23 protein-coding genes are annotated in these 17796 nt (G+C 65.6%); 13 read left to right on the top strand and 10 right to left on the bottom strand.

The features are described 5' to 3' along the window. The first annotated feature begins 15 nt into the window (after positions 1 to 15). The 3 genes from BJ988_RS00675 (at position 16) to BJ988_RS00665 (ending at position 1088) form a co-directional block, all read left to right on the top strand. Complete coding sequence (locus BJ988_RS00675) at positions 16 to 348, top strand: helix-turn-helix domain-containing protein (protein ID WP_218860483.1); 333 nt, start codon at positions 16 to 18, stop codon at positions 346 to 348. Between the two features lie 117 nt (positions 349 to 465). Then, positions 466 to 717: a type II toxin-antitoxin system Phd/YefM family antitoxin gene (locus BJ988_RS00670; protein WP_179656207.1), complete on the top strand. Its 252-nt coding sequence runs from the start codon at positions 466 to 468 to the stop codon at positions 715 to 717. Then, a complete protein-coding gene (locus BJ988_RS00665) occupies positions 714 to 1088 on the top strand; it encodes a PIN domain-containing protein (protein ID WP_179656206.1) in 375 nt (124 codons plus the stop codon). Before BJ988_RS00670 ends, BJ988_RS00665 begins: the two co-directional genes overlap by 4 nt. Before the next feature lie 48 nt (positions 1089 to 1136). On the opposite strand, the gene BJ988_RS00660 is transcribed toward BJ988_RS00665, so the two are convergent. From BJ988_RS00660 to BJ988_RS00640, 5 genes are all read right to left on the bottom strand, one after another. Continuing rightward, entirely contained in the window at positions 1137 to 2345 is a 1209-nt protein-coding gene (locus tag BJ988_RS00660) for a tyrosine-type recombinase/integrase (protein WP_179656205.1), read from the bottom strand. Between the two features lie 356 nt (positions 2346 to 2701). After that, positions 2702 to 3079 (bottom strand): hypothetical protein, encoded by a 378-nt coding sequence (locus tag BJ988_RS00655; RefSeq protein ID WP_179656204.1) that lies wholly within the window; start codon positions 3077 to 3079, stop codon positions 2702 to 2704. Between the two features lie 1604 nt (positions 3080 to 4683). Beyond that, a complete protein-coding gene (locus tag BJ988_RS00650; protein WP_179656203.1) occupies positions 4684 to 5103 on the bottom strand; it encodes a hypothetical protein in 420 nt (139 codons plus the stop codon). Between the two features lie 29 nt (positions 5104 to 5132). Continuing rightward, positions 5133 to 5528, bottom strand: coding sequence for a hypothetical protein (locus tag BJ988_RS00645; protein WP_179656202.1), 396 nt, complete (start codon positions 5526 to 5528; stop codon positions 5133 to 5135). A 130-nt stretch (positions 5529 to 5658) separates the two neighbouring features. Next, positions 5659 to 6645, bottom strand: coding sequence for an RHS repeat-associated core domain-containing protein (locus BJ988_RS00640; RefSeq protein WP_179656201.1), 987 nt, complete (start codon positions 6643 to 6645; stop codon positions 5659 to 5661). A gap of 12 nt (positions 6646 to 6657) precedes the next feature. Between BJ988_RS00640 and BJ988_RS00635 the strand changes: the two genes are divergently transcribed. From BJ988_RS00635 to BJ988_RS00625, 3 genes are all read left to right on the top strand, one after another. Beyond that, entirely contained in the window at positions 6658 to 7392 is a 735-nt protein-coding gene (locus tag BJ988_RS00635) for a L,D-transpeptidase family protein (RefSeq protein ID WP_179656200.1), read from the top strand. A 162-nt stretch (positions 7393 to 7554) separates the two neighbouring features. Further along, positions 7555 to 7806: a type II toxin-antitoxin system Phd/YefM family antitoxin gene (locus tag BJ988_RS00630; protein WP_179656199.1), complete on the top strand. Its 252-nt coding sequence runs from the start codon at positions 7555 to 7557 to the stop codon at positions 7804 to 7806. After that, positions 7803 to 8177 (top strand): PIN domain-containing protein, encoded by a 375-nt coding sequence (locus BJ988_RS00625; RefSeq protein WP_179656198.1) that lies wholly within the window; start codon positions 7803 to 7805, stop codon positions 8175 to 8177. The genes BJ988_RS00630 and BJ988_RS00625 overlap by 4 nt, the downstream gene beginning before the upstream one ends. Before the next feature lie 119 nt (positions 8178 to 8296). Here BJ988_RS00625 and BJ988_RS00620 read toward each other — a convergent pair whose 3' ends face one another. Next, positions 8297 to 9508, bottom strand: a complete 1212-nt coding sequence (locus tag BJ988_RS00620; RefSeq protein WP_218860481.1) for an MFS transporter — start codon at positions 9506 to 9508, stop codon at positions 8297 to 8299. On the opposite strand from BJ988_RS00620, the gene BJ988_RS30815 reads away from it, so the two are divergent. Both BJ988_RS30815 and BJ988_RS00615 read left to right on the top strand, forming a co-directional pair. Continuing rightward, entirely contained in the window at positions 9498 to 9629 is a 132-nt protein-coding gene (locus tag BJ988_RS30815) for a hypothetical protein (protein WP_281365680.1), read from the top strand. The two genes, BJ988_RS00620 and BJ988_RS30815, sit on opposite strands and share 11 nt — an antisense overlap. Positions 9630 to 9746: 117 nt before the next feature. Then, on the top strand, positions 9747 to 10478 hold the full coding sequence (locus BJ988_RS00615) for a L,D-transpeptidase family protein (protein WP_343051373.1): 732 nt from the start codon (positions 9747 to 9749) through the stop codon (positions 10476 to 10478). A 95-nt stretch (positions 10479 to 10573) separates the two neighbouring features. On the opposite strand, the gene BJ988_RS00610 is transcribed toward BJ988_RS00615, so the two are convergent. Next, the gene (locus tag BJ988_RS00610; protein WP_179656196.1) at positions 10574 to 11155 is read right to left on the bottom strand and encodes a TetR family transcriptional regulator; all 582 of its coding nucleotides are present in this window, start codon (positions 11153 to 11155) and stop codon (positions 10574 to 10576) included. Between the two features lie 16 nt (positions 11156 to 11171). Next, positions 11172 to 11843 (bottom strand): biliverdin-producing heme oxygenase, encoded by a 672-nt coding sequence (locus BJ988_RS00605; RefSeq protein WP_179656195.1) that lies wholly within the window; start codon positions 11841 to 11843, stop codon positions 11172 to 11174. 490 nt (positions 11844 to 12333) lie between these two features. Between BJ988_RS00605 and BJ988_RS00600 the strand changes: the two genes are divergently transcribed. From BJ988_RS00600 to BJ988_RS00585, 4 genes are all read left to right on the top strand, one after another. Continuing rightward, a complete protein-coding gene (locus tag BJ988_RS00600; protein WP_179656194.1) occupies positions 12334 to 13596 on the top strand; it encodes a hypothetical protein in 1263 nt (420 codons plus the stop codon). A gap of 214 nt (positions 13597 to 13810) precedes the next feature. Continuing rightward, positions 13811 to 14674, top strand: coding sequence for a GmrSD restriction endonuclease domain-containing protein (locus BJ988_RS00595; RefSeq protein WP_179656193.1), 864 nt, complete (start codon positions 13811 to 13813; stop codon positions 14672 to 14674). A 102-nt stretch (positions 14675 to 14776) separates the two neighbouring features. Then, positions 14777 to 16021 (top strand): hypothetical protein, encoded by a 1245-nt coding sequence (locus BJ988_RS00590; protein ID WP_179656192.1) that lies wholly within the window; start codon positions 14777 to 14779, stop codon positions 16019 to 16021. Then, entirely contained in the window at positions 16014 to 16619 is a 606-nt protein-coding gene (locus BJ988_RS00585) for a sortase domain-containing protein (RefSeq protein ID WP_179656191.1), read from the top strand. Before BJ988_RS00590 ends, BJ988_RS00585 begins: the two co-directional genes overlap by 8 nt. Here the strand turns inward: BJ988_RS00585 and BJ988_RS00580 are convergent. Together BJ988_RS00580 and BJ988_RS00575 are read right to left on the bottom strand one after the other, a co-directional pair. Then, a complete protein-coding gene (locus BJ988_RS00580; protein WP_425490775.1) occupies positions 16616 to 16942 on the bottom strand; it encodes a GroES family chaperonin in 327 nt (108 codons plus the stop codon). The genes BJ988_RS00585 and BJ988_RS00580 overlap by 4 nt on opposite strands. A 26-nt stretch (positions 16943 to 16968) precedes the next feature. Then, positions 16969 to 17226: a DUF3618 domain-containing protein gene (locus BJ988_RS00575; protein ID WP_179656190.1), complete on the bottom strand. Its 258-nt coding sequence runs from the start codon at positions 17224 to 17226 to the stop codon at positions 16969 to 16971. A 93-nt stretch (positions 17227 to 17319) separates the two neighbouring features. On the opposite strand from BJ988_RS00575, the gene bcp reads away from it, so the two are divergent. After that, entirely contained in the window at positions 17320 to 17790 is a 471-nt protein-coding gene (bcp, locus tag BJ988_RS00570; protein ID WP_179656189.1) for a thioredoxin-dependent thiol peroxidase, read from the top strand. The last annotated feature ends 6 nt before the right edge of the window (positions 17791 to 17796 follow it).

Below are 17796 nucleotides of genomic sequence, written 5' to 3'. Positions count from 1 at the left end.
GAACAACTAAGACACATGGAATCGGCACTCAGCCCGGTGGCCACTCGCGGCCAGCTGCGGACCCTGGGGATCAGACCGACCACCACGGGGGACCCCACCATGAACGATCTCAACACGCACCAGCTCCTGTCCGTCAGCGACGCCGCCGACCTGCTCGCCGTGTCCACGAAGACGATCCGCCGCTACATCGCCGCGGGACAGCTCGAAGCCGTCCGCTTCGGCAGCAAGACGCTCCGGGTCAAGATGGCTTCGATCGAGCGGCTGATCCGCGCCGGATCGTTCGGAGGAAGGGCCGCCGCGTCGGTCACCACTTCGACGGCTTGGCGACCTTGGACAAACGGTCGGTGAGCTTGTCCGCTCGCCGACGGCCGAGAGGATCATGACAGTCCGCGAACCTGGCCTCTTCGCTTCACCGCATAGAACAAGTCTGGTCAGACCTGACCAAGGCGGCGTACGATTGAAGGCATGACGATCGTGAACATCTACGAGGCCAAGTCCTCACTGAGCAGGCTGATCAGCGCAGCCGAGGCCGGCGAGACGATCGTCATCGCCCGCAACGGACGCCCGGTCGCACAGCTGGGCCCGATGCCCAAGCGCGCGCCACGCTCACCCGGACGCATGAAGGGCCACATCCGGATCCACGAGGACTTCGACCAGTGGACCGAGGACGACGAAGCCGCCTGGTACGGCGACGACACGGATCCGCTCGCCTCGTGAAGCTCATCCTCGACACCCACATCCTCCTGTGGTGGTGGGACGACTCTCCGAAGTTGCCGCAGGCCGCACGCGACCTCATCGCCGACCTCGACAACCAGGTCTTCGTGTCCGCGGTCTCCATCACCGAGATCGCGGTCAAGAAGTCGATCGGACGGCTCGAGGTCGACGACGACTTCGCTCACGGCATCGAAGACGACGGCTTCATCGAGCTCCCGCTCACTGCCGCGCATGGCGGACGGCTCGCGCAGCTGCCGTTCATCCACCGCGACCCGTTCGACCGCATGCTCATCGTCCAGGCCCAGGCCGAGGATGCCGCGCTCGTCACCGTCGACGACAAGGTGCGACAGTACGACGTGAAGACACTTCCCTGAGCAGACTGATCCGCTCGGGATCGTTCGGTGGTAGTGCCACCGCGTCGGTCACCACTTCGACGCCTTGGCGACCTTGGACAAGCGGTCGGTGAGCTTGTCCATGCGTGACTGGGTGGCGCGTACGTAGCGCTGCGCCGCGCTCGGGGTCGAGTCGCGCAGGAACATCATCACCTCCGCCTCGGTCGCGCCCGCCTGAGCAAGGAGAGTGGCGCCCGTGGCTCGGAGGTCGTGGAAACGCAGGTCGTCAGCCTTTGCGGCGTCCCGGGCGTCGTACCAGCCGGCGATCGCGGTCTTGAACGTCTTCTGGTCCAGATGCACGCCACCAGTGGACGGGAACACCAGATCGTCGGGGTCAGCGACGTGGGTGTCGAGATGGTCGCGGATGGCGGGGACCACCGACTTCGGGATCCGGACATCGTCGGCTCCGGCTTCGGACTTCGGCCCCTTCACATACGGCTTGCCGTGCTCGTCCTTGGAGACCGCGCGTCGGATCCGGATCTTCCCGGCATCGAGGTCGACGTCGTAGCCACGCAGCTCGCAGAGCTCGCCGAAGCGGAGGCCGGCCCAGGTGGCGAGCAGGACCATGGCCCGCCAGTCCTCGCGGATCGTCGCCAGGATGATCTTCAGCTCCTCCCCGCTGGCGATCCGGTCGCGCTTCGGGCTGGTCCCGCTGCCGGCCCCGCGGATATCGAACGGGTTGGGACGACCGGGAATCGGGCCACGAGCCGACGTGGCGACCTTCATGATCGAGCGAGCCAGGGAGTAGCACTCGCGACGGGTCTTGATCTTGGTCGGGTCGAGAGCGTCGTACCACTTGTCGGCCATCTGCAGGGTGATCGCGTCAAGCGGAACCTTGGCGAAGGTCGGCAGGATGTGGGTCTTCAGGTACGAGCGGTGCACCCGGATCGTCGATGACTCCAGCGGGCAGCCCCGCACGCGCCGGTTGGCGAGGTAGACCTCGACGTACTCACCGAAGGTCGGAACCTCCTCCGCTACCGGGGCACGCAGAGCCTCCTCCAACCGGACCTTGGGCGGGCGCCAGGTCGCGACATCCTCGGTGCGCTTCTTCTCCTCGACCAGCCAGGCCTCGGCATCGATCCGGGCCGAGAACGTCCTGGGTGCGCTGACGAACGCGCCGGTGTGCGGGCTGCGGTAGCGTGCCCGATATGCCTTGCTTCCGTCCTTGCGGACGCGGGGCTCGATGCTGCCGAAGGCTCTCTTCTCGGGAACACTGTGGGAACGGGAACGGTAAGCCATGTAGGGACTCCCCTATCAGAATCGTCCGATTCCGCCTCACGGGAACACAGTGGGAACACGGACGGCTTTTTTCGTCCATTCCTGTCTAGCACGGATTTTGATGTTTCCGCAGGTCAGGTCGCATTTGTCCGCCACGGTCCGCACCTGTCCGGATCGTCAAACCCGCTTCAAGTCCTACATGGCGTACATCTAGACCGGCCCTCACCTGCACTTTCAGGTGAGGGCCGGTTCTTTGCTGGCTAACCCGGGCACACAGAGCCCCAATTAGCTCGCTTTCTGGTCGGGGGTGTCGTCCTGCTCCCCCGAGTTCTTTCGTGTCTTCGGAATCAGCCTGTCGAGCATCGCCGAAACCCGGCTCAGTCGTCGAGTCTCACTGTCCCGAACTTGTCGGGAAGGTCCTGCGGGGTGACCCCCGGCGCGAGGTACAGGACGTAGGCCGCAATCGGAGAAGCCACCGCGACGTCCGGATCGAGGCCAGGGGTCCGGTTCAGCATGATCGTGCGTGCGCACGATCCACAGCGCAGGGTTCCATCCCCGAGTTCGTTTCCGCTGACGACCTCTTCGGTTGTTGTCGCCTCCGTGTAGGTGACGCCGCCGACGTCGACCGTCCTCAGGCATGAATCGGGTGCCTGGCGCTGATGCCAGACGACCAGCGCTACGGCAACGACGCCCAGCATGACCAGTCCGCTCACCCATCGCCGCACGCGGCGAGGGTAGCGGGCGACGTTGGGCATCCGCTGCCGATCCCTGTCAAACGTCACGTCACCAGCATCGGCACATCCGCTGGTCCCATTGAGCCTCGGTGACCTGCCCGGCGGCCAGTCTCCCTACGCGCCGCGCCAAACGAAAGAAGCGCCTCAGTCCGTAGATCAAGACGCACTCGACCAAGACGCACGAACTGCGGACAAACAGCAGCGGCATCAAACCTGGGGCGGTTCACGATCGCCCCCGACCCTGATCAGTGCCTTCAAGACTCATACGGGCCACCGCGAAAGTACATACTCCTGTGCGCCCGGGCGCGGTCGCCGCGCTCGTGGGCAGCAGCGGAACGGTCAGCAGGCGCTGTCCTCCTCGCCAGCTCCCGCAGACTCTCAAGGCCAGCTAGTACCTCCGAACGATTGCTTGACGCCTTCATCCACACTGGCAGCCGAGCGAACATCGACCTCGTCGGCCGCGCGCCGCCACGCTCTCGCAATCGCGCTCCGACATAGGCAGACAGCTCGTTGACGTGCTCCTCGTTATAGGCCCACAAGATGTGCCCGGCGCAACGAGTCTGCAACCACAGAGGCTGCCGAAAGAACGGATCCTCGCTGCCGCCCAGCACCGCACCGACCAGCCCGGCTCCCTGCACCTCGGGCTTCCAGTCGGCGGCAGCACCACACCCCCCACAAGCCAAACGACGCGGCTGGAACAGGAGCTCGCTTGAATACCTGGGATCAGGAATGCCCGGCCGGGGGACTACAAGAGCACGGCCCCCGCATCGTGGACAGACCACAAGGATCCGACTCGCGAACCGAGCCAACCAGCCCCCGGGGTCGTAGTGCCGATCGAGATCAGTCTGCGGCTCCGTATTCATGAAGGACACCATCGCAGGTCGGCGATACGTGCACCTACGGGATTCTTGTGTTCACTGCCAGGCACTTCGACTCACGACCCTGCGCAGAGCCGCATCAAGACTCATGCCCGATCTCCACTCGGAGACCCGCTGGCAGCTCGCGGGCGTCAGAGACCTCGAGCTCGATGAGCGCGCCGGAGCTGGATTGGCTCGCGGAACGGCTCGGGGGGAATCTTCCCCGCAACGGCAGTACTAAACGCGAAGAAACCCGCCTGGCTATCTGCGTTTCCGCAGGTCAGACGGGGTTCTTGCTTGTGGAGCTGAAGGGATTCGAACCCCTGGCCTTCTCGTGGTGCCTGGCGCCTTTCTTCAAGCGCTGATTTCCTCGAGATTTCTCGGCCCGCTTCTGATAACCACCGTTTGAACTGGGCGAACATCCATCATCGATATCGCTGACGAGTTCCACGTTACCTGATCACCTCGGCCGATCTCGGGGCCCCTCGACGGGGTTTCGCGGAGTATTCGCGGAGTGGATTGAGCTTGGGACTCGAGAAAACGTCGTGGTCGCCGACACGCCTCCACCGCACCCGCAACTCCCCCTCAACCGTGACCAACTCGAAGGTCGCTCGCCCGTCAGGGCTGGCGAACGACCAGGTCACCTCAAGGACTCCGGCTGACGATCGAACCGACTTGACTCGCAACGACGCTGGCCACGGCGCCGACGGGTTCACTGCGTACGCATCGCATGCCCTGCACGGAGCGAGTGGGCGGTCGCGCGGCCTGTCAGCCCGGCGACGCGGGCGCGGTGTTTGACGATGCTTGTGATGGCATAGCCGGAGATGACCTGCAGCGGCGGTGCGCTTGCGGAGGCTGGTAAATACCCGGCCCGGGTGCTCGCCCACACAGAGCGAGCCAGTCATCGAGCGCAACGATCGGGTCAGTGTCGCGGCAGCGGCCCGGCGCGATCCCAACGACCTGGCCGCGGGCTTCAGGATCGGTCTTCGAGCGACGCATATCCAGCAGCAGGCCGGCGGACTTGGCCTCGAGGTCAGCGAGGGCGAAGGCGGCAATCTCGGAGCGGCGCATGGGACCGCGGACCTCGACCAGATTGCCGACGCTGTCGTAGTCGTATTCGATCCGGTCGCCGTTGGCGTTCTCGACAGCGTTCTGGTGATAGACCGCGTCGTAGACGTACGAGGCCATGACGACCATCCAAAGAAGGCCGCACGTTGCTACGCGTTTCGATAGTACCCCGACTGCGTATCAACAATCTCTCTCAGCCGTTCGCCCGCATACGGTCGAAACCTAGTCCATCTGTCAGGGTAGCCGAGGAGATTGTCAACAATTCGCAACACGACGATGTCTGTTATGGAATCGACGCCAGGTTGCAGTAGTAACTCGATGAACCTGCTAGCCTCCTCGAGCAATTTTACCGGTGGATCTTTGGCATCGAGGACTCGCGGAATAAAAACCTGACTTACCAGAAGCCATTCATTACCAGAGTCGTCATACTCCAAGCCTAAAGAATCAGCCTCATCACGCCACTTTGCCTCCTTGAAAGCAACAGCATCCAAACCCCATTCAAACGAATCGATCATGCAGGTCTTCACATATAGGTAATCACTCATCGTTCGTCCACTCGCAAAATTCGAGGAAAATAATGTCAATGATTCACATGGCGGGCTAAACGAAGTAATCGGCGCAACGATAAACATGACTGACGCAAGGTTCATCCTGCCATCACAATCGCCTTGAAGCCTACGCCACAGGAGGAGGTTCTGAACAGAAACCCATCGACTGGAAGGCGTCTCCCCACATTCCACCACATGCGTGGCCCCTCGTCCGAGGACTGTCAGTTGCGATCTCACCACTCAACATAGCACCATCGACAAGCATGAACGCATCTCCAACGAACCCTAGCGCCCCCATGATCTTGGGCAGTTTCTGCGCTCCACTTAGACGTGGACCCTTGTGAGGAACATCAACAAAGAAGTTGCCAGTGATTCCCTTTACTGCCGATCTCGCCGTTGCCTTTTTCATTGTCCCCTTTAGCGCTGCAACCCGGCCCGGACTGTCTTTGAGGTCATCAATAGCTTTAGTGCTCGAACCTTCGTAATTTAGGGCATCCCAAAGTTCAGCCGCTTCCGCCGTTGCAATCTTCACCTCTGCATCCGTGAGGATGCCATTCCCCTTGACGCGTGCCTTTCTATCGTCTTCGAGCATCTCCGAATAGCGATTGAACAGTTCCGCGACGTCGAGAATGTGATACTTGCCCTTTGTCTTGTCCCCAGTATCGAGTTCGTTGATCAATGCTTCTGCCGCTTTCCCGGATCCAACTTCAGGCACTGAACCCGGCTTTCCATAAGTATCGTTAATGATGTTCTGAAGGTCCCCGTTCGTGACCGTTGGCGGCTCCACCGCCACTGCCCGAGGTCCTTCATCGGCGTACATGTGACCGTCAAGTTCGACACGCGAGATCGGGTTACCGGCCGCGTACGCGTACCGGTTCCCGGTGTATGGGTCAGACCCGAGTCCGAGGTCGGCGAGGGCGCCGTTGTACATGTCGCGGGTGGTGAACGTGTTCAGCCCGGGGTTGTAGTCGCGGAACCCCATGTCATAGGTGCCCGAGCCTACGTCCCAGCGCTTGCCGTTGAAGCGGTACGCGTTGAACGATTCATCCTCAGGCTGCTCGGGGTTCGTAGCGTCGGGTTTATCGACGCCGGTGAATTCAGCCAGATCTCCCACGAAAGAAAGTCGATGTCTCTCTCGTTCAGCCCGTCAAAGAAGACGATGCTGGGATCGATCATCGCGTTCGTCGCCGCGTCAGCGGCCGCGGTTGCGATGTTCGTCACCAACGCCGATGCGTCCACCAGGGTCGTTCTCGACGGCGTCACCGTCACCGTCCCCTACGGCGGCACCCAGGTCGTCACCGTCAACACCAGGTACAAGACCCACGCCAACGTCCGCTACTGGACCAAGTCCAACGGCAAGTGGAATCAGCAGTTCATGACCGTCAAGGGCCGAATCGGCGCCGGCGGCGTCGTGCCACGCGACCAGCGCAAGCAAGGCACCAGCACCACCCCGCTCGGCACCTTCAGCCTGATGTCGACCTTCGGCAGGCACGCGAAGGCCAGCACGCAGAAGTTGTCCCACCGCCGCATCACCAGCGACCTCTACTGGGTCCAGGACAACAACTCGCGCTACTACAACCGCTACCGCCTCAAGTCCAACGGCGGCTTCCGCCACTGGCTCCCCGCCAGCGACGTCAACAGCTCCGAGCGACTGGCCTCCTACCCGACCCAGTACGAGTACAGCGTCGTCGTCAAGTACAACTACACCAAGCCCGTCCGCTACCGCGGTGCCGGCATCTTCCTGCACGTCAACGGCTCCGGCGCGACCGGCGGCTGCGTCAGCGTCCCGCGCTGGATGATGAAGGAGATCTTCACCAAGCTCGACCCCGCCAAGAAGCCCGTCATCGCCATCGGCGCCTGAGGGTTCGTCGGCAAACGTGTGCGTGGCCCACTGCTCCATTGGCGGGCCACACACACGTTTGTACCAGCGGGACGTCACCCGTTCCCGTACACATTGGCGGTTCTGCCTCCGTCGCATCATCAGGTCTGGTCAGACCTGACCAGACCGGCGTATCATCGAGGTATGACGATCGTGAACATCTACGAGGCCAAGACCTCGCTGAGCAGGCTGATCAGTGCAGCCGAGGCCGGCGAGACGATCGTCATCGCCCGCAACGGGCGCCCGGTCGCGCAGCTCGGCCCGATGCCCAAACGCGCGCCACGTTCACCTGGCCGGATGAAGGGCCACGTCCGGATCCACGAGGACTTCGACCAGTGGACCGAGGACGACGAAGCCGCCTGGTACGGCGACGACTCGGACCCGCTGGCCTCGTGAAGCTCATCCTCGACACCCACATCCTCCTGTGGTGGTGGGACGACTCACCGAAGCTGCCGCAAGAAGCTCGCGACCTCATCGCCGACCTCGACAACGAGGTCTTCGTATCCGCAGTCTCCATCACCGAGATCGCGGTCAAGAAGTCCATCGGGCGACTCGAAGTCGAAGACGACTTCGCCCAAGGCATCGAGGACGACGGATTCACCGAGCTCCCGCTCACCGCAGCACACGGCGGACGGCTCGCACAGCTTCCACTCATCCACCGCGACCCGTTCGACCGCATGCTCATCGTCCAGGCACAGGCCGAAGACGCCACACTCGTCACCGTTGACGACAAAGTGCGGCAGTACGACGTCAAGACACTTCCCTGAGCCGGTCGCTCAGGACTGGCCACTCGCGGCCAGGCGTGGACCTTGGGGAAGTGAACCACCCACGACCGCTTCTAACTACTACGACGCCGAATCCTCCTCGGCCGAGGCCACCGCAGGCTTCACCGGATCCGCGCCGGACCCGAAATTCGGACAGTCCCCAGCTGCACCGTCCGCAGTGCCGCTGCCGCCACAGCAAGCCCGGCGAGGACGAGCAAGGGTGCGGTGGTGCCCACCGGAGAGCGCAGGCCTTCCAGCAGGACCGGGAGACCGAACCCCAGGTAGGTGCAGACGTAGTAGACGCCGATCGTGATGCCCCGGTGCTCCGGCGGCGTCAGGGCCTCGACGTCCATCAGGCCCACGCGCAGGCACAGTCCGTACGCCGAACCGAGCACCACGGATGCGACGACGAAGAGAGCCACCCCCTGATGGGTGTCGACGACCGCCGACACCGCGAAGCCGACTGCGGCCAGACCGGCGCCCACGATCCCGGCCCGGGGCCCCCACTCCGCGCGCCGGGCCACGATCTGGACGGCGACCCCGGTGCCCAACGCGAGGGCGCAGGCCACGCCGGGCAGCCAGGGCCCGTTGTGCTCCCCGCCGACCCGACTCGCCAGCACCAGCACCGGGACGGTGACGCTTGCGAACACCCACACCGCCATCGGTACGGAACGGGCCAGTGCGCGACCGACCGTGCGCTCGCGGGCGCCGCCCCGGGGGCCGGCCCTGACCGGCGCCGGCGGAGCCCCGGCGCGCGAGCGACCCACGGTGACGGGTTCCGCGGTGGTGGCCCGCCATCCGACCAGGACGGAGACGAGGGAGAGCGTGATCGTGAGCACGAAGGGGACGACCAGTGCCGCACCGCTCGGCAGGAACTGGGCAACCAGGCCCGAGACGAGCGGCCCGCAGGCGAAACCCGCGGTCAGTGTCGTGCCGGCGACCGTCGTGCCGTGCCGACCTGCGAGGTCTCCTGCCCATGCCGTACCCGCGCTCATTGCCAGGCCGACCCCGGCCCCGACGACCAGACGGCCCGCGAAGATCCCTGCTCCGTCGTGCCAGACCAGCATCAGCAGGTTGCCGCCCGCGGCGATCGCGCACCCGGTCAGCACGACCCGGCGCCGACCGACCCGGTCTGAGAGTCCGCCGCCGCCCAGCAGTCCAGGCAACAAGCCCAGCGCATAGACGCCGAAGGCGCCCGCCAGCACGGTGGCCGACAGGCCCTCGCGGTCGCGCAGGACGGGGATCATCGCTGCGAAGTGGTTGGTGGCCCATCCCGCGACGAAGAGCAGTGAGGCGACGACCGTGAGGGTACCTCTCTGCCGTGTGGGGGCCACCCACCTGACCTTACGACCCGCGGACATCCTGCAGGGCCTCCACCACCAGATCGACCTGCCGGTGGTCGTGCGCGGTGCGCAGCTCACTCAGGTTGCCGGGCCTGCGGTGGGCGCGACCTGAGCGATTTGTTCCGGACTCGTTACCGCTACTTGCAGGTATGCCATCGCATACCCCAGTAGGCTCCCGCGGTTCGATCACTCGGATCGAGCCGATCCCCCATGCACTAGGAGAAGTCTCGTGAGACTCTCGATCGACCGAAGAACAGGTCTGGTCGGCGGTGTCGTCGCTGTCGTTGCGACCGCCGCCGCCATGTTCTCCCTTCTACCCTCGAACGCAGGCGCCGCGACGACAGTCGTCCTCGACGGCGTCTCGGTCGCCGTCCCTTACGGCGGCACGCAGGTCGTCACCGTGAACCGCAGCTCAGGGACGTATGCCAACGTCCGTTTCTGGCAGAAGGCGGACGGCAGGTGGACCCAGAAGTTCATGACCACCAAGGGCCGGATCGGCGCCGGCGGGCTCGTGGCGCGCGACCGGCGCAAGCAGGGCACCAGCACGACCCCGATGGGCACCTTCAGCCTGATGTCGACCTTTGGCAGGTACGCGAAGGCGAGCACTCAGAAGCTGTCCCACACCAAGATCACCAGCGAGTCCTACTGGGTCCAGGACAACAACTCGGCCTACTACAACCGCTACCGCCTCAAGTCCCAGGGCGGCTTCCGCCACTGGCTCCCGGCCAGCGACGTCAACAGCTCCGAGCGTCTGGCGGCCTACCCGACGCAGTACGAGTACGCGGTCGTCGTCAAGTACAACTACGACAAGCCGGTCCGCTACCGGGGCGCCGGGATCTTCCTGCACGTCAACGGTTCGGGTGCGACCGGCGGCTGCGTCAGCGTCCCGCGTTGGATGATGAAGGAGTACTTCAGCCTTCTCGACCCCTCTAAGAAGCCGGTCATCGCCATCGGCGCCTGAGGATCGGCGCCGACGGCTGTCGGATCCCGTCGCGTCGGCGGAGACGCCCGTGTCGGTGAAAGAAATGTTTCTTTCACCGACACGGGCGTCTTGCGTCAGGGAGCACCGACGGCGTGAAGAACGAACTCCTCGACGCTCTCGGCGGGGACCTGGCGGGTGCCGAGGACGGCGTGGATCAGGGAGAGGGTGGCGTCGATGTCGGTGACAGCGAAGGTGCCTTGCTCGACGCCCTGCTCGAGGATCTCGGCGAGGACCTCCTCGACGGCGACGACGTGCTCTCGGATCTCCTGACGAGCCCCTTCGGGGAGAGCGCCGTAGACCTGGGGGCCGAAACCCATGTGACCGCGCCGTTTGTGGAGCGGGGTCTCGCCGAGGGTGAGGTGGTTGCGTACGTAGATCCGCAACCGCTCCGCCGGCTGCTCGCTCGCGGCGAGCTGAGCCCGCAGGGACGCGACGTACTCCGAGGTCTCGTGAGTCGCGAACGCGACCATCACCGCGTCGCGGTCCTTGAAGTGGTGGTAGATCGCGGTGCGCCCGATCTCGGCGCGCTGAGCCAGCTTCGACATGCTGACGGCGTCATAGCTGCCTTCGACCATCAGCTCCGCGAACGCGGCGAAGATCCGCTCGCGCACCAGCCTGCGGTGCTCGGGGACGTTCTCGGCGGCGATCCGGGGCACGACGGCGGACCTCAGCTCACTTGCGATAGTCGTCGAGGCGGGCGCCGAGCTCCTCGAAGAGAGCCTGGTTGAGTTCGAAGGCGACCTGGACCTCCTCGACGACCCGGAGCTTCTCGGCGGGGCCGAGATCCAGCGCGTCGAGGCGGGCGCGGTAGCCGTCCTTGTAGGGCTTCGGCTTGGGGATCTCGGCGAACTCGTAGAACGCCACGCCCTCCCCGCCGAGCTCGAAGAACCGGTCGAGCAGCCGGCCGATCGCCTGGCCGCCCGAGAGATCACCGAGGTAACGGGTGTAGTGGTGAGCGGCGTAGAGCCCACCCCAGGCGCGGGTGGCCTCGATCCGAGCAACGTACGCATCGGCAGCCGCCGACTCCACGGAACCGCCGTCGGCACCTGGCGCCCACACGCCCAGGTCGGCATCGATCGCGGCCAAGCGCTCCAGGGTCACGTCATGGACGGCCGCGGCGACGGCGTCCGTGGCTGCCAGGTCGCGACCCACCGCTTCGAGCGCGGCATAGACCTTGCGCAGGCGCAGCAGATAGTCGGCGTACCCCTGCTCGTTGACCCGCCCGGCCAGCAGCTCCTCCATGAACGAGGAGCTCTCGGCTGCGGTGTGCTGGGCTCGGGAGCCCTCACGCATCAGCGCGGAGAGCGGTGCGCCGGAGATCTCGTCGACGAGTTGGGCAGACATAGGTGCTCCAGTGAGGTCGGGGCGTCAAGCGAAACGGCGTTCCGAGAAAGATACTGACACATTGTCAGAAAGCCCTCAAGCCTCTACTTAGGTCAGCCTAACTGGTGATTCATCATGATTGAGGCCGACTTTTTGCCATCTGGCCCCAGTGGAACATTCCAGGCACAGGATCCATACGACAGATCCATATCGAGGACCGCGATATGGCCCATGGTCATTTCCACGTCGAGATCGACCTCCAGCACGACCTGTTACCGGCGAAGTTACGGGGAGATTCTGTGACCTCAGGCATGAGGTCGGCGCTGGTCGGCGGCAAATCGACGTGGCTAGACTCCCCGCTTTGTCACGGTGAGTCACAGCCAACCGGGGGGCTGCAGAGGCTGACTTCCACTCGTCGTGCCCTGTCATCGACAGTTATCAACACCATTGGAGAAGTCACTTGCGCTCCCCACTCTCGGTCCGCGGAGCCGCCCTTTTTGCGGCGACCGCGATGATCGGTCTTTCCGTGACCGCGGCCCCGGCGACTGCTGCGTCGGCGGAGAAGCCCCAGGCCAAGGCCTCGTCGGTCGCACTGACCGTCGACGTGTCTGACAAGGTCAAGGTCGACACCGGTCGCTACACCGCCACCTACAACGGCAAGAAGACCGTCAACTCAGGCACCAACAAGCCGGCTCTGCCGCTCTTCAAGGGCGACCAGAAGCTGCTCTCGGTCGGCGTCTTCGCCCAGGACGCGGCCGCCGCCCTCCAGAACGGCACCGCCTACTCCGGCGCCTGCTCGGCCCTCGCCGGCAAGGGCGCGACCCTGGTCGCGATCGGCGACGGCTCGAGCTGCGTCAAGCCGGGCGAGGCCGTCACGGTGAACCTCGCCGAGCTCGACCTCCAGAAGCTGGGCGCGACCACCGACTACCTGCTCACCGACCAGAGCAAGTCGGTCCACGTGAAGCTCGGCCCGGTCAACGACCTGGTCCAGGCCGTCGTCTCCGGTGTGCTCGCCAAGGTCGGCGGTCTCTCGGTCGGCGTCGACCTCGACGCCGCGGAGAGCAACTGCATGGCGCAGGGCAACTCGTTCAAGGGCAAGACCCAGCTCAAGAACGCCGCCGTCACCGTCAACGTCCCCGGCAAGGGCGACATCAAGGTGGCCGACCTGCCGGCGAACCCGAAGAAGAACACGACGGTCGTCCCCGACCTCTCGCCCGTGACCGACGCCGTCCTCGGCCGCGTCGACACGCTGCTCCAGTCGGGCCTGAAGAGCAAGATCGCGCCGGGCGTCATGGACATCTCCATCCGCGTCGACCTGATCGAGCACATCAAGGAGCAGCTCGCCGTGCTCCTCAAGGGCCTCGAGACCGACCTGGTCAAGCTCACCATGAACAAGCAAGACAAGACCGCGAAGTCGCTCGAGGTGTCCGCCCTGGACATCAAGGTCCTCGACGCCGTGAAGAAGGTCGGCGCCCCGACGGCTGCCGACGTCGCCATCGGCACCAGCACCTGCGGCACCAACGGCCTCAGCGTCTCCGAGGAGAAGGCCGCGGCCAGCGGTGAGAAGAAGAACGTCGACGTCGTCGTCTCCGGCGACAAGTCCGACCCGGACACGAGCCTCGAGGTCAAGCCGGACAACGCCCCGGCCAACGCCGAGCTCAGCCTGCTCTCCTCCCCGGCCGCCAAGGGCGGGTTCGCCGCCGGCGCGCTCGCTCTGCTCGTCGCCGCAGCCGCCGCCACCCGGTGGTTCCTGCTGCGCCGTGCACAGGCCTGATCCGCTGATCAGCCCTCACCTGTAGGTCCGTTGCAGGACCTGCAGCACCCGGAATCCCGGGCCAGGCAACAAGCCCTGGCCCGGGATTCTCTTTTACGTGAGAGGAGGCGGCCCCTGAGCGGCGCGCCTGCGTGCTGCCCGCCATGGGGTCCGACAAAGTTGAGCCGCCCCGACGCTCCCTCGGGCTCTTCCCCCATCTCTCTGGAGTCACCCCATGCTGCGCCCGTTGGCGACCCTGTTCGCCGTCGCACTCCTCTGCTCCGGCTGCGCCGAGATCTCCGAGCCCGACGCCGCCGTCCAAGCCGGATACGGCGCCGGCAGCGGCGAGAAGGTCAGTCTTCCGCTGACCGAAGCCATCGCGAAGCTCCCGGTCGCCGAGGAGGTCACCTCCGGCTACGAGCGGGAGAAGTTCAAACACTGGGTCGATGCCGACGGCGATTGTCAGGACGCCCGCGACGAGGTGCTCCTCGAGGAGTCGAAGAAGAAGGCGCGCGGTAGGTGCGAGGTGACCAGGGGCGAGTGGTTCTCCACGTACGACGGTGTCACCCTCAAGCGCCCCGGCGGCCTCGACATCGACCACATGATCGCGCTCAAGGAGGGCTGGGAGTCCGGCGCCGACGCGTGGAGCGACGAGGAGCGGGAGGCGTACGCCAACGACCTCGGAGACCCGCGCGCGCTCATCGCGGTCACCGCCGCAACCAACCGCAGCAAGGGCGACCAGGATCCGGCCGACTGGATGCCCGACGACGCGGCGTACCACTGCACGTACGCCGCCGACTGGGTCGCCGTGAAGATCCGCTGGAGCCTCTTCGCCGACCGTGCGGAGAAGGCCGCGCTCGAGGACATCGCCGCCGGCTGCGACGACCCCGAGATCACCGTGCGGCTGGCCCAGGTCAACCCGCCCGCGAGCGGCTCACCGAGCACCGAGCCAAGCAGTGAGCCGAGCAGCGACGACCCGCGCTTCGACACCTGCGCCAAGGCGATCTCGGAGGGGTATGGGCCGTACCGGAAGGGTCGTGACCCGGAGTACGACTGGTATCGCGACGGCGACAAGGACGGATCTGTCTGCGACAGTTGATCCAGATACCAGGATTCCGCAGGTCAAGGGATACCCCAGGCCGTAACGTACGGGGCTACTCGTCCGTTGTGTGTGACGAAGGTCAAAGGGAGGGAGATTTACGTGCGCACGAAAATCATCGCGCGGGGAGCCGCAGTGGCAGCCGCTGCCGCCATGGTCGCGTTGTCAGCAGCGCCTGCGAGCGCCGCCACGGTGTCACAGGCGTCCGCAACCGCGCTGAGCGTCACGCCCGCCGGCGCCGCGGCGACCGACTCAGGCACCTATGCCGTCACCAACGACGGCTCGACCCAGTCCCCCGAAGGCACCAACAAGCCGGTCATCAACCTGCTCGCCGGTCAGGACGCGATCCACGTGGGTACGTTGGCCCAGGATGCGGTCGCCAAAAGCAACGCCACCTCCGCCGCCTGCTCCGGCGTCGCCGGTGACGGTGCGACCCTGGTCGCCGCGGGCTCCGGCAACTGCCTCAGCGGGGGCAACAACATCAAGCTCGACGCGGCCAGCCTCGACTTCAGTGAGCTGCAGGTGATCCAGTCGGACCTGTTCCAGGGCATGGATGCCGAGGTCCAGAAAGCGCTGAAGCCGTTCCAGACCCAGATCACCGGCGCACTTGACCAGCTCCTCGCCCCCGTGGTCGACGGATTGGACGGCGCAGGTCTCTTCGTGGACCTCGGCGCCGTGCAGAGCCACTGCACGGCCAACGACGACACCGCGCGAGGCGACAGCACCATCGCCACCTCCTCCGTCTACGTGGTCCTGCCCGGCGGCAAACGGGAGACCGTCGTCGACCTGCCGGTCGACCCCGCGGTGAACCAGAAGGTCGTCACCGACCTCTCCGGCGTGGTCGATGTCGTCATCAAGGGCCTGCGCACCCAGCTGGCCAACGGCCTCGGCGGTGCGCTCCAGCCGATCGATCCCGTCGTCGTCGAACTGCAGAAGCAGGTCCTCAACACGCTGCTGACCTCGATCGAAGACCAGCTCGCGCCGTTGGAGGACAACCTCCTCGACATCACCCTCAACGCCCAGGACACCTCCCCCGGCGCGATCACGGTGACCGCACTCGACGCGAAGATCCTGCCCGCGGCCGAGCCGTTCGTCGGTGGCCCGCTGACGCACTTGACCATCGGCACGAGCAGCTGCGGCCCGAACAGCCCAGCTCCGAAGACGGTCGTCAACAACCCGCCGCCGAAGGCGGCCAACCCGCCGGCCACCGTCCCGACCGTGGTGACCGCCGGCGTGGAGAGCTACGACGACGGCAGCGCCGGACGCATCGCCCTCGTCACCCTGCTGCTCCTCGCGGCCGCGGGCGCCGGTGCGGCGACGTACGTCCGCATGTTGCGGCGTGGCTGAAAACCCTCCTGACTCGCCGTCGCGGTTCGCCGCGGCGGCGAGCGGCCTCTGGACCGCGTTGGTCGTGCTCTCCATCGCGATGGTTCTGGCCGGGCTGGTGTGGCCGAGCGGCAGCGCCGCGACGGAGGTCCCTCCCGGCGCCCCGCAGCGCCTGGAGCTGCCCGGGCTGAACACCAAGGCCAGGGTCGTCCCGATCCGGCTCGACGGCGAGGTGCTCGACCCGCCGCGCAACCCGCGCGAGATCGGCTGGTGGGTCGGCAGCGCGAAGCCGGGATCGGCGCAGGGCCAGACGGTCGTCACCGGCCACACCGTGCACACCGGCGGCGGCAGCCTCAACAAGCTCGACCACATCGAGGAGGGGCAGGAGGTCGACATCGTCACCAAGGACGGGACCTTCCAGCACCAGGTCGACTCTGTCGAGGTGCTCAGCCGCAAGGAGCTGGCCGAGCAGGCGCAGCGCATCTTCGGGCAGGACCACGGCGACGGCCGACTGGTGGTCATCACCTGCACCGACTGGAACGGCTCGAGCTATGACAGCAACATCGTCGTCTTCGCGCACCGCTTCAACGCACTGCCCAAGCCCGAGAAGAAGAGCTAGAGGTACAGGCCCGTCGACTCGTCGGCGATCCGCTCAGCGGCGACAGCGTGCACATCGCGCTCGCGCATCAGGACGTAGACCTCCCCGGCGACCTCGACCTCGGGCTTGTCGTCGGCGTCGAAGAGCACCCGGTCGCCGATCTCGACGGCACGCGCGTGCGGGCCGACCGCGACCACGCGTGACCAGGTGAGCCGCCTGGCCGCCCCCATGGCTGCCGTTGCCGGGATGACGATGCCGCCCGACGAACGGCGCTCACCGGCGTCGGCCCCGACATCGACCAGCACCCGGTCGTGAAGCATCTTGATGGGGGTCTTGTCGGTCACGTCCGTCGTTGCCTTGCTGGTGGGGGTCAGTTGACCTTGGTGATCTTACGCAGCGTCGCCATGAGCACGAAGGTGCCCACCACTCCGCCGACGGTCTTCGCGATGTTGCCCATCTTCGGCTCACCGGAGATCGGGTCGACGTAGACCGCCTTGACGGCCGCCACCTGGCGCTGGACGATCGTCTTCGGGCTGCCCCGGTAGATCAGCTCATCGATGGTGCCTGCGAGCCGCTCACGGATCTCTTCGATCTCGGACTCGAGCGAGGAAGTCTGGTCCTTGGACATGCGCAGACCTTAGCAACCGACGTACGTCCGCAGCGTGCTCCACCGCTGCGGTTCGCCTGGGAATGTTCTCCAGGCATGCCCTAGGTTGGCTCCATGACGCGTCTCGAGCCGGGCGATGTGGCCCCTGACTTCACCCTCCCCGACGACACCGGCGCGGAGGTCTCGCTCAGCAGCCTCCGCGGTCGCAAGGTGATCGTCTACTTCTACCCCGCCGCGATGACCCCCGGCTGCACCAAGCAGGCCTGCGACTTCACCGACTCGATCGACTCGCTGAAGGCCGCCGGCTACGAGGTCGTCGGCGTATCGAAGGACAAGCCCGCCAAGCTCGCGAAGTTCCGCGAGCGTGACGGGCTCACCATCACCTTGGCCTCCGACGAGGACCTCTCGGTGCACAAGGCGTACGCCGCGTACGGCGAGAAGAAGCTCTACGGCAAGGTCGTCGAGGGCGTGATCCGCTCGACGTTCGTCCTCGATGAGGAAGGCAAGATCGAGGTCGCGCAGTACAACGTCAAGGCGACCGGACACGTGGCCAAGCTTCGCCGCGACCTCGGGCTCGCTTCCTAGGGCTCG

It is taken from the genome of Nocardioides panzhihuensis (genome assembly GCF_013408335.1).
GTDB classification, from domain to species: Bacteria; Actinomycetota; Actinomycetes; order Propionibacteriales; family Nocardioidaceae; genus Nocardioides; species Nocardioides panzhihuensis.
This window is presented reverse-complemented; position numbering and strand designations above follow the sequence as displayed.

What these genes read in the sequence shown, in the direction of transcription:
- BJ988_RS00595 (WP_179656193.1), top strand. Translation starts at nt 13,811, where the DNA reads ATGCTGCGCCCGTTGGCGACCCTGTTCGCCGTCGCACTCCTCTGCTCC.
- BJ988_RS00670 (WP_179656207.1), top strand. Translation starts at nt 466, where the DNA reads ATGACGATCGTGAACATCTACGAGGCCAAGTCCTCACTGAGCAGGCTG.
- BJ988_RS00575 (WP_179656190.1), bottom strand. Translation starts at nt 17,226, where the DNA reads ATGTCCAAGGACCAGACTTCCTCGCTCGAGTCCGAGATCGAAGAGATC.
- BJ988_RS00675 (WP_218860483.1), top strand. Translation starts at nt 16, where the DNA reads ATGGAATCGGCACTCAGCCCGGTGGCCACTCGCGGCCAGCTGCGGACC.
- BJ988_RS00630 (WP_179656199.1), top strand. Translation starts at nt 7,555, where the DNA reads ATGACGATCGTGAACATCTACGAGGCCAAGACCTCGCTGAGCAGGCTG.
- bcp (WP_179656189.1), top strand. Translation starts at nt 17,320, where the DNA reads ATGACGCGTCTCGAGCCGGGCGATGTGGCCCCTGACTTCACCCTCCCC.
- BJ988_RS00605 (WP_179656195.1), bottom strand. Translation starts at nt 11,843, where the DNA reads ATGTCTGCCCAACTCGTCGACGAGATCTCCGGCGCACCGCTCTCCGCG.
- BJ988_RS00650 (WP_179656203.1), bottom strand. Translation starts at nt 5,103, where the DNA reads ATGGCCTCGTACGTCTACGACGCGGTCTATCACCAGAACGCTGTCGAG.
- BJ988_RS00660 (WP_179656205.1), bottom strand. Translation starts at nt 2,345, where the DNA reads ATGGCTTACCGTTCCCGTTCCCACAGTGTTCCCGAGAAGAGAGCCTTC.
- BJ988_RS00645 (WP_179656202.1), bottom strand. Translation starts at nt 5,528, where the DNA reads ATGAGTGATTACCTATATGTGAAGACCTGCATGATCGATTCGTTTGAA.
- BJ988_RS00600 (WP_179656194.1), top strand. Translation starts at nt 12,334, where the DNA reads ATGATCGGTCTTTCCGTGACCGCGGCCCCGGCGACTGCTGCGTCGGCG.
- BJ988_RS00635 (WP_179656200.1), top strand. Translation starts at nt 6,658, where the DNA reads ATGTCTCTCTCGTTCAGCCCGTCAAAGAAGACGATGCTGGGATCGATC.
- BJ988_RS00655 (WP_179656204.1), bottom strand. Translation starts at nt 3,079, where the DNA reads ATGCCCAACGTCGCCCGCTACCCTCGCCGCGTGCGGCGATGGGTGAGC.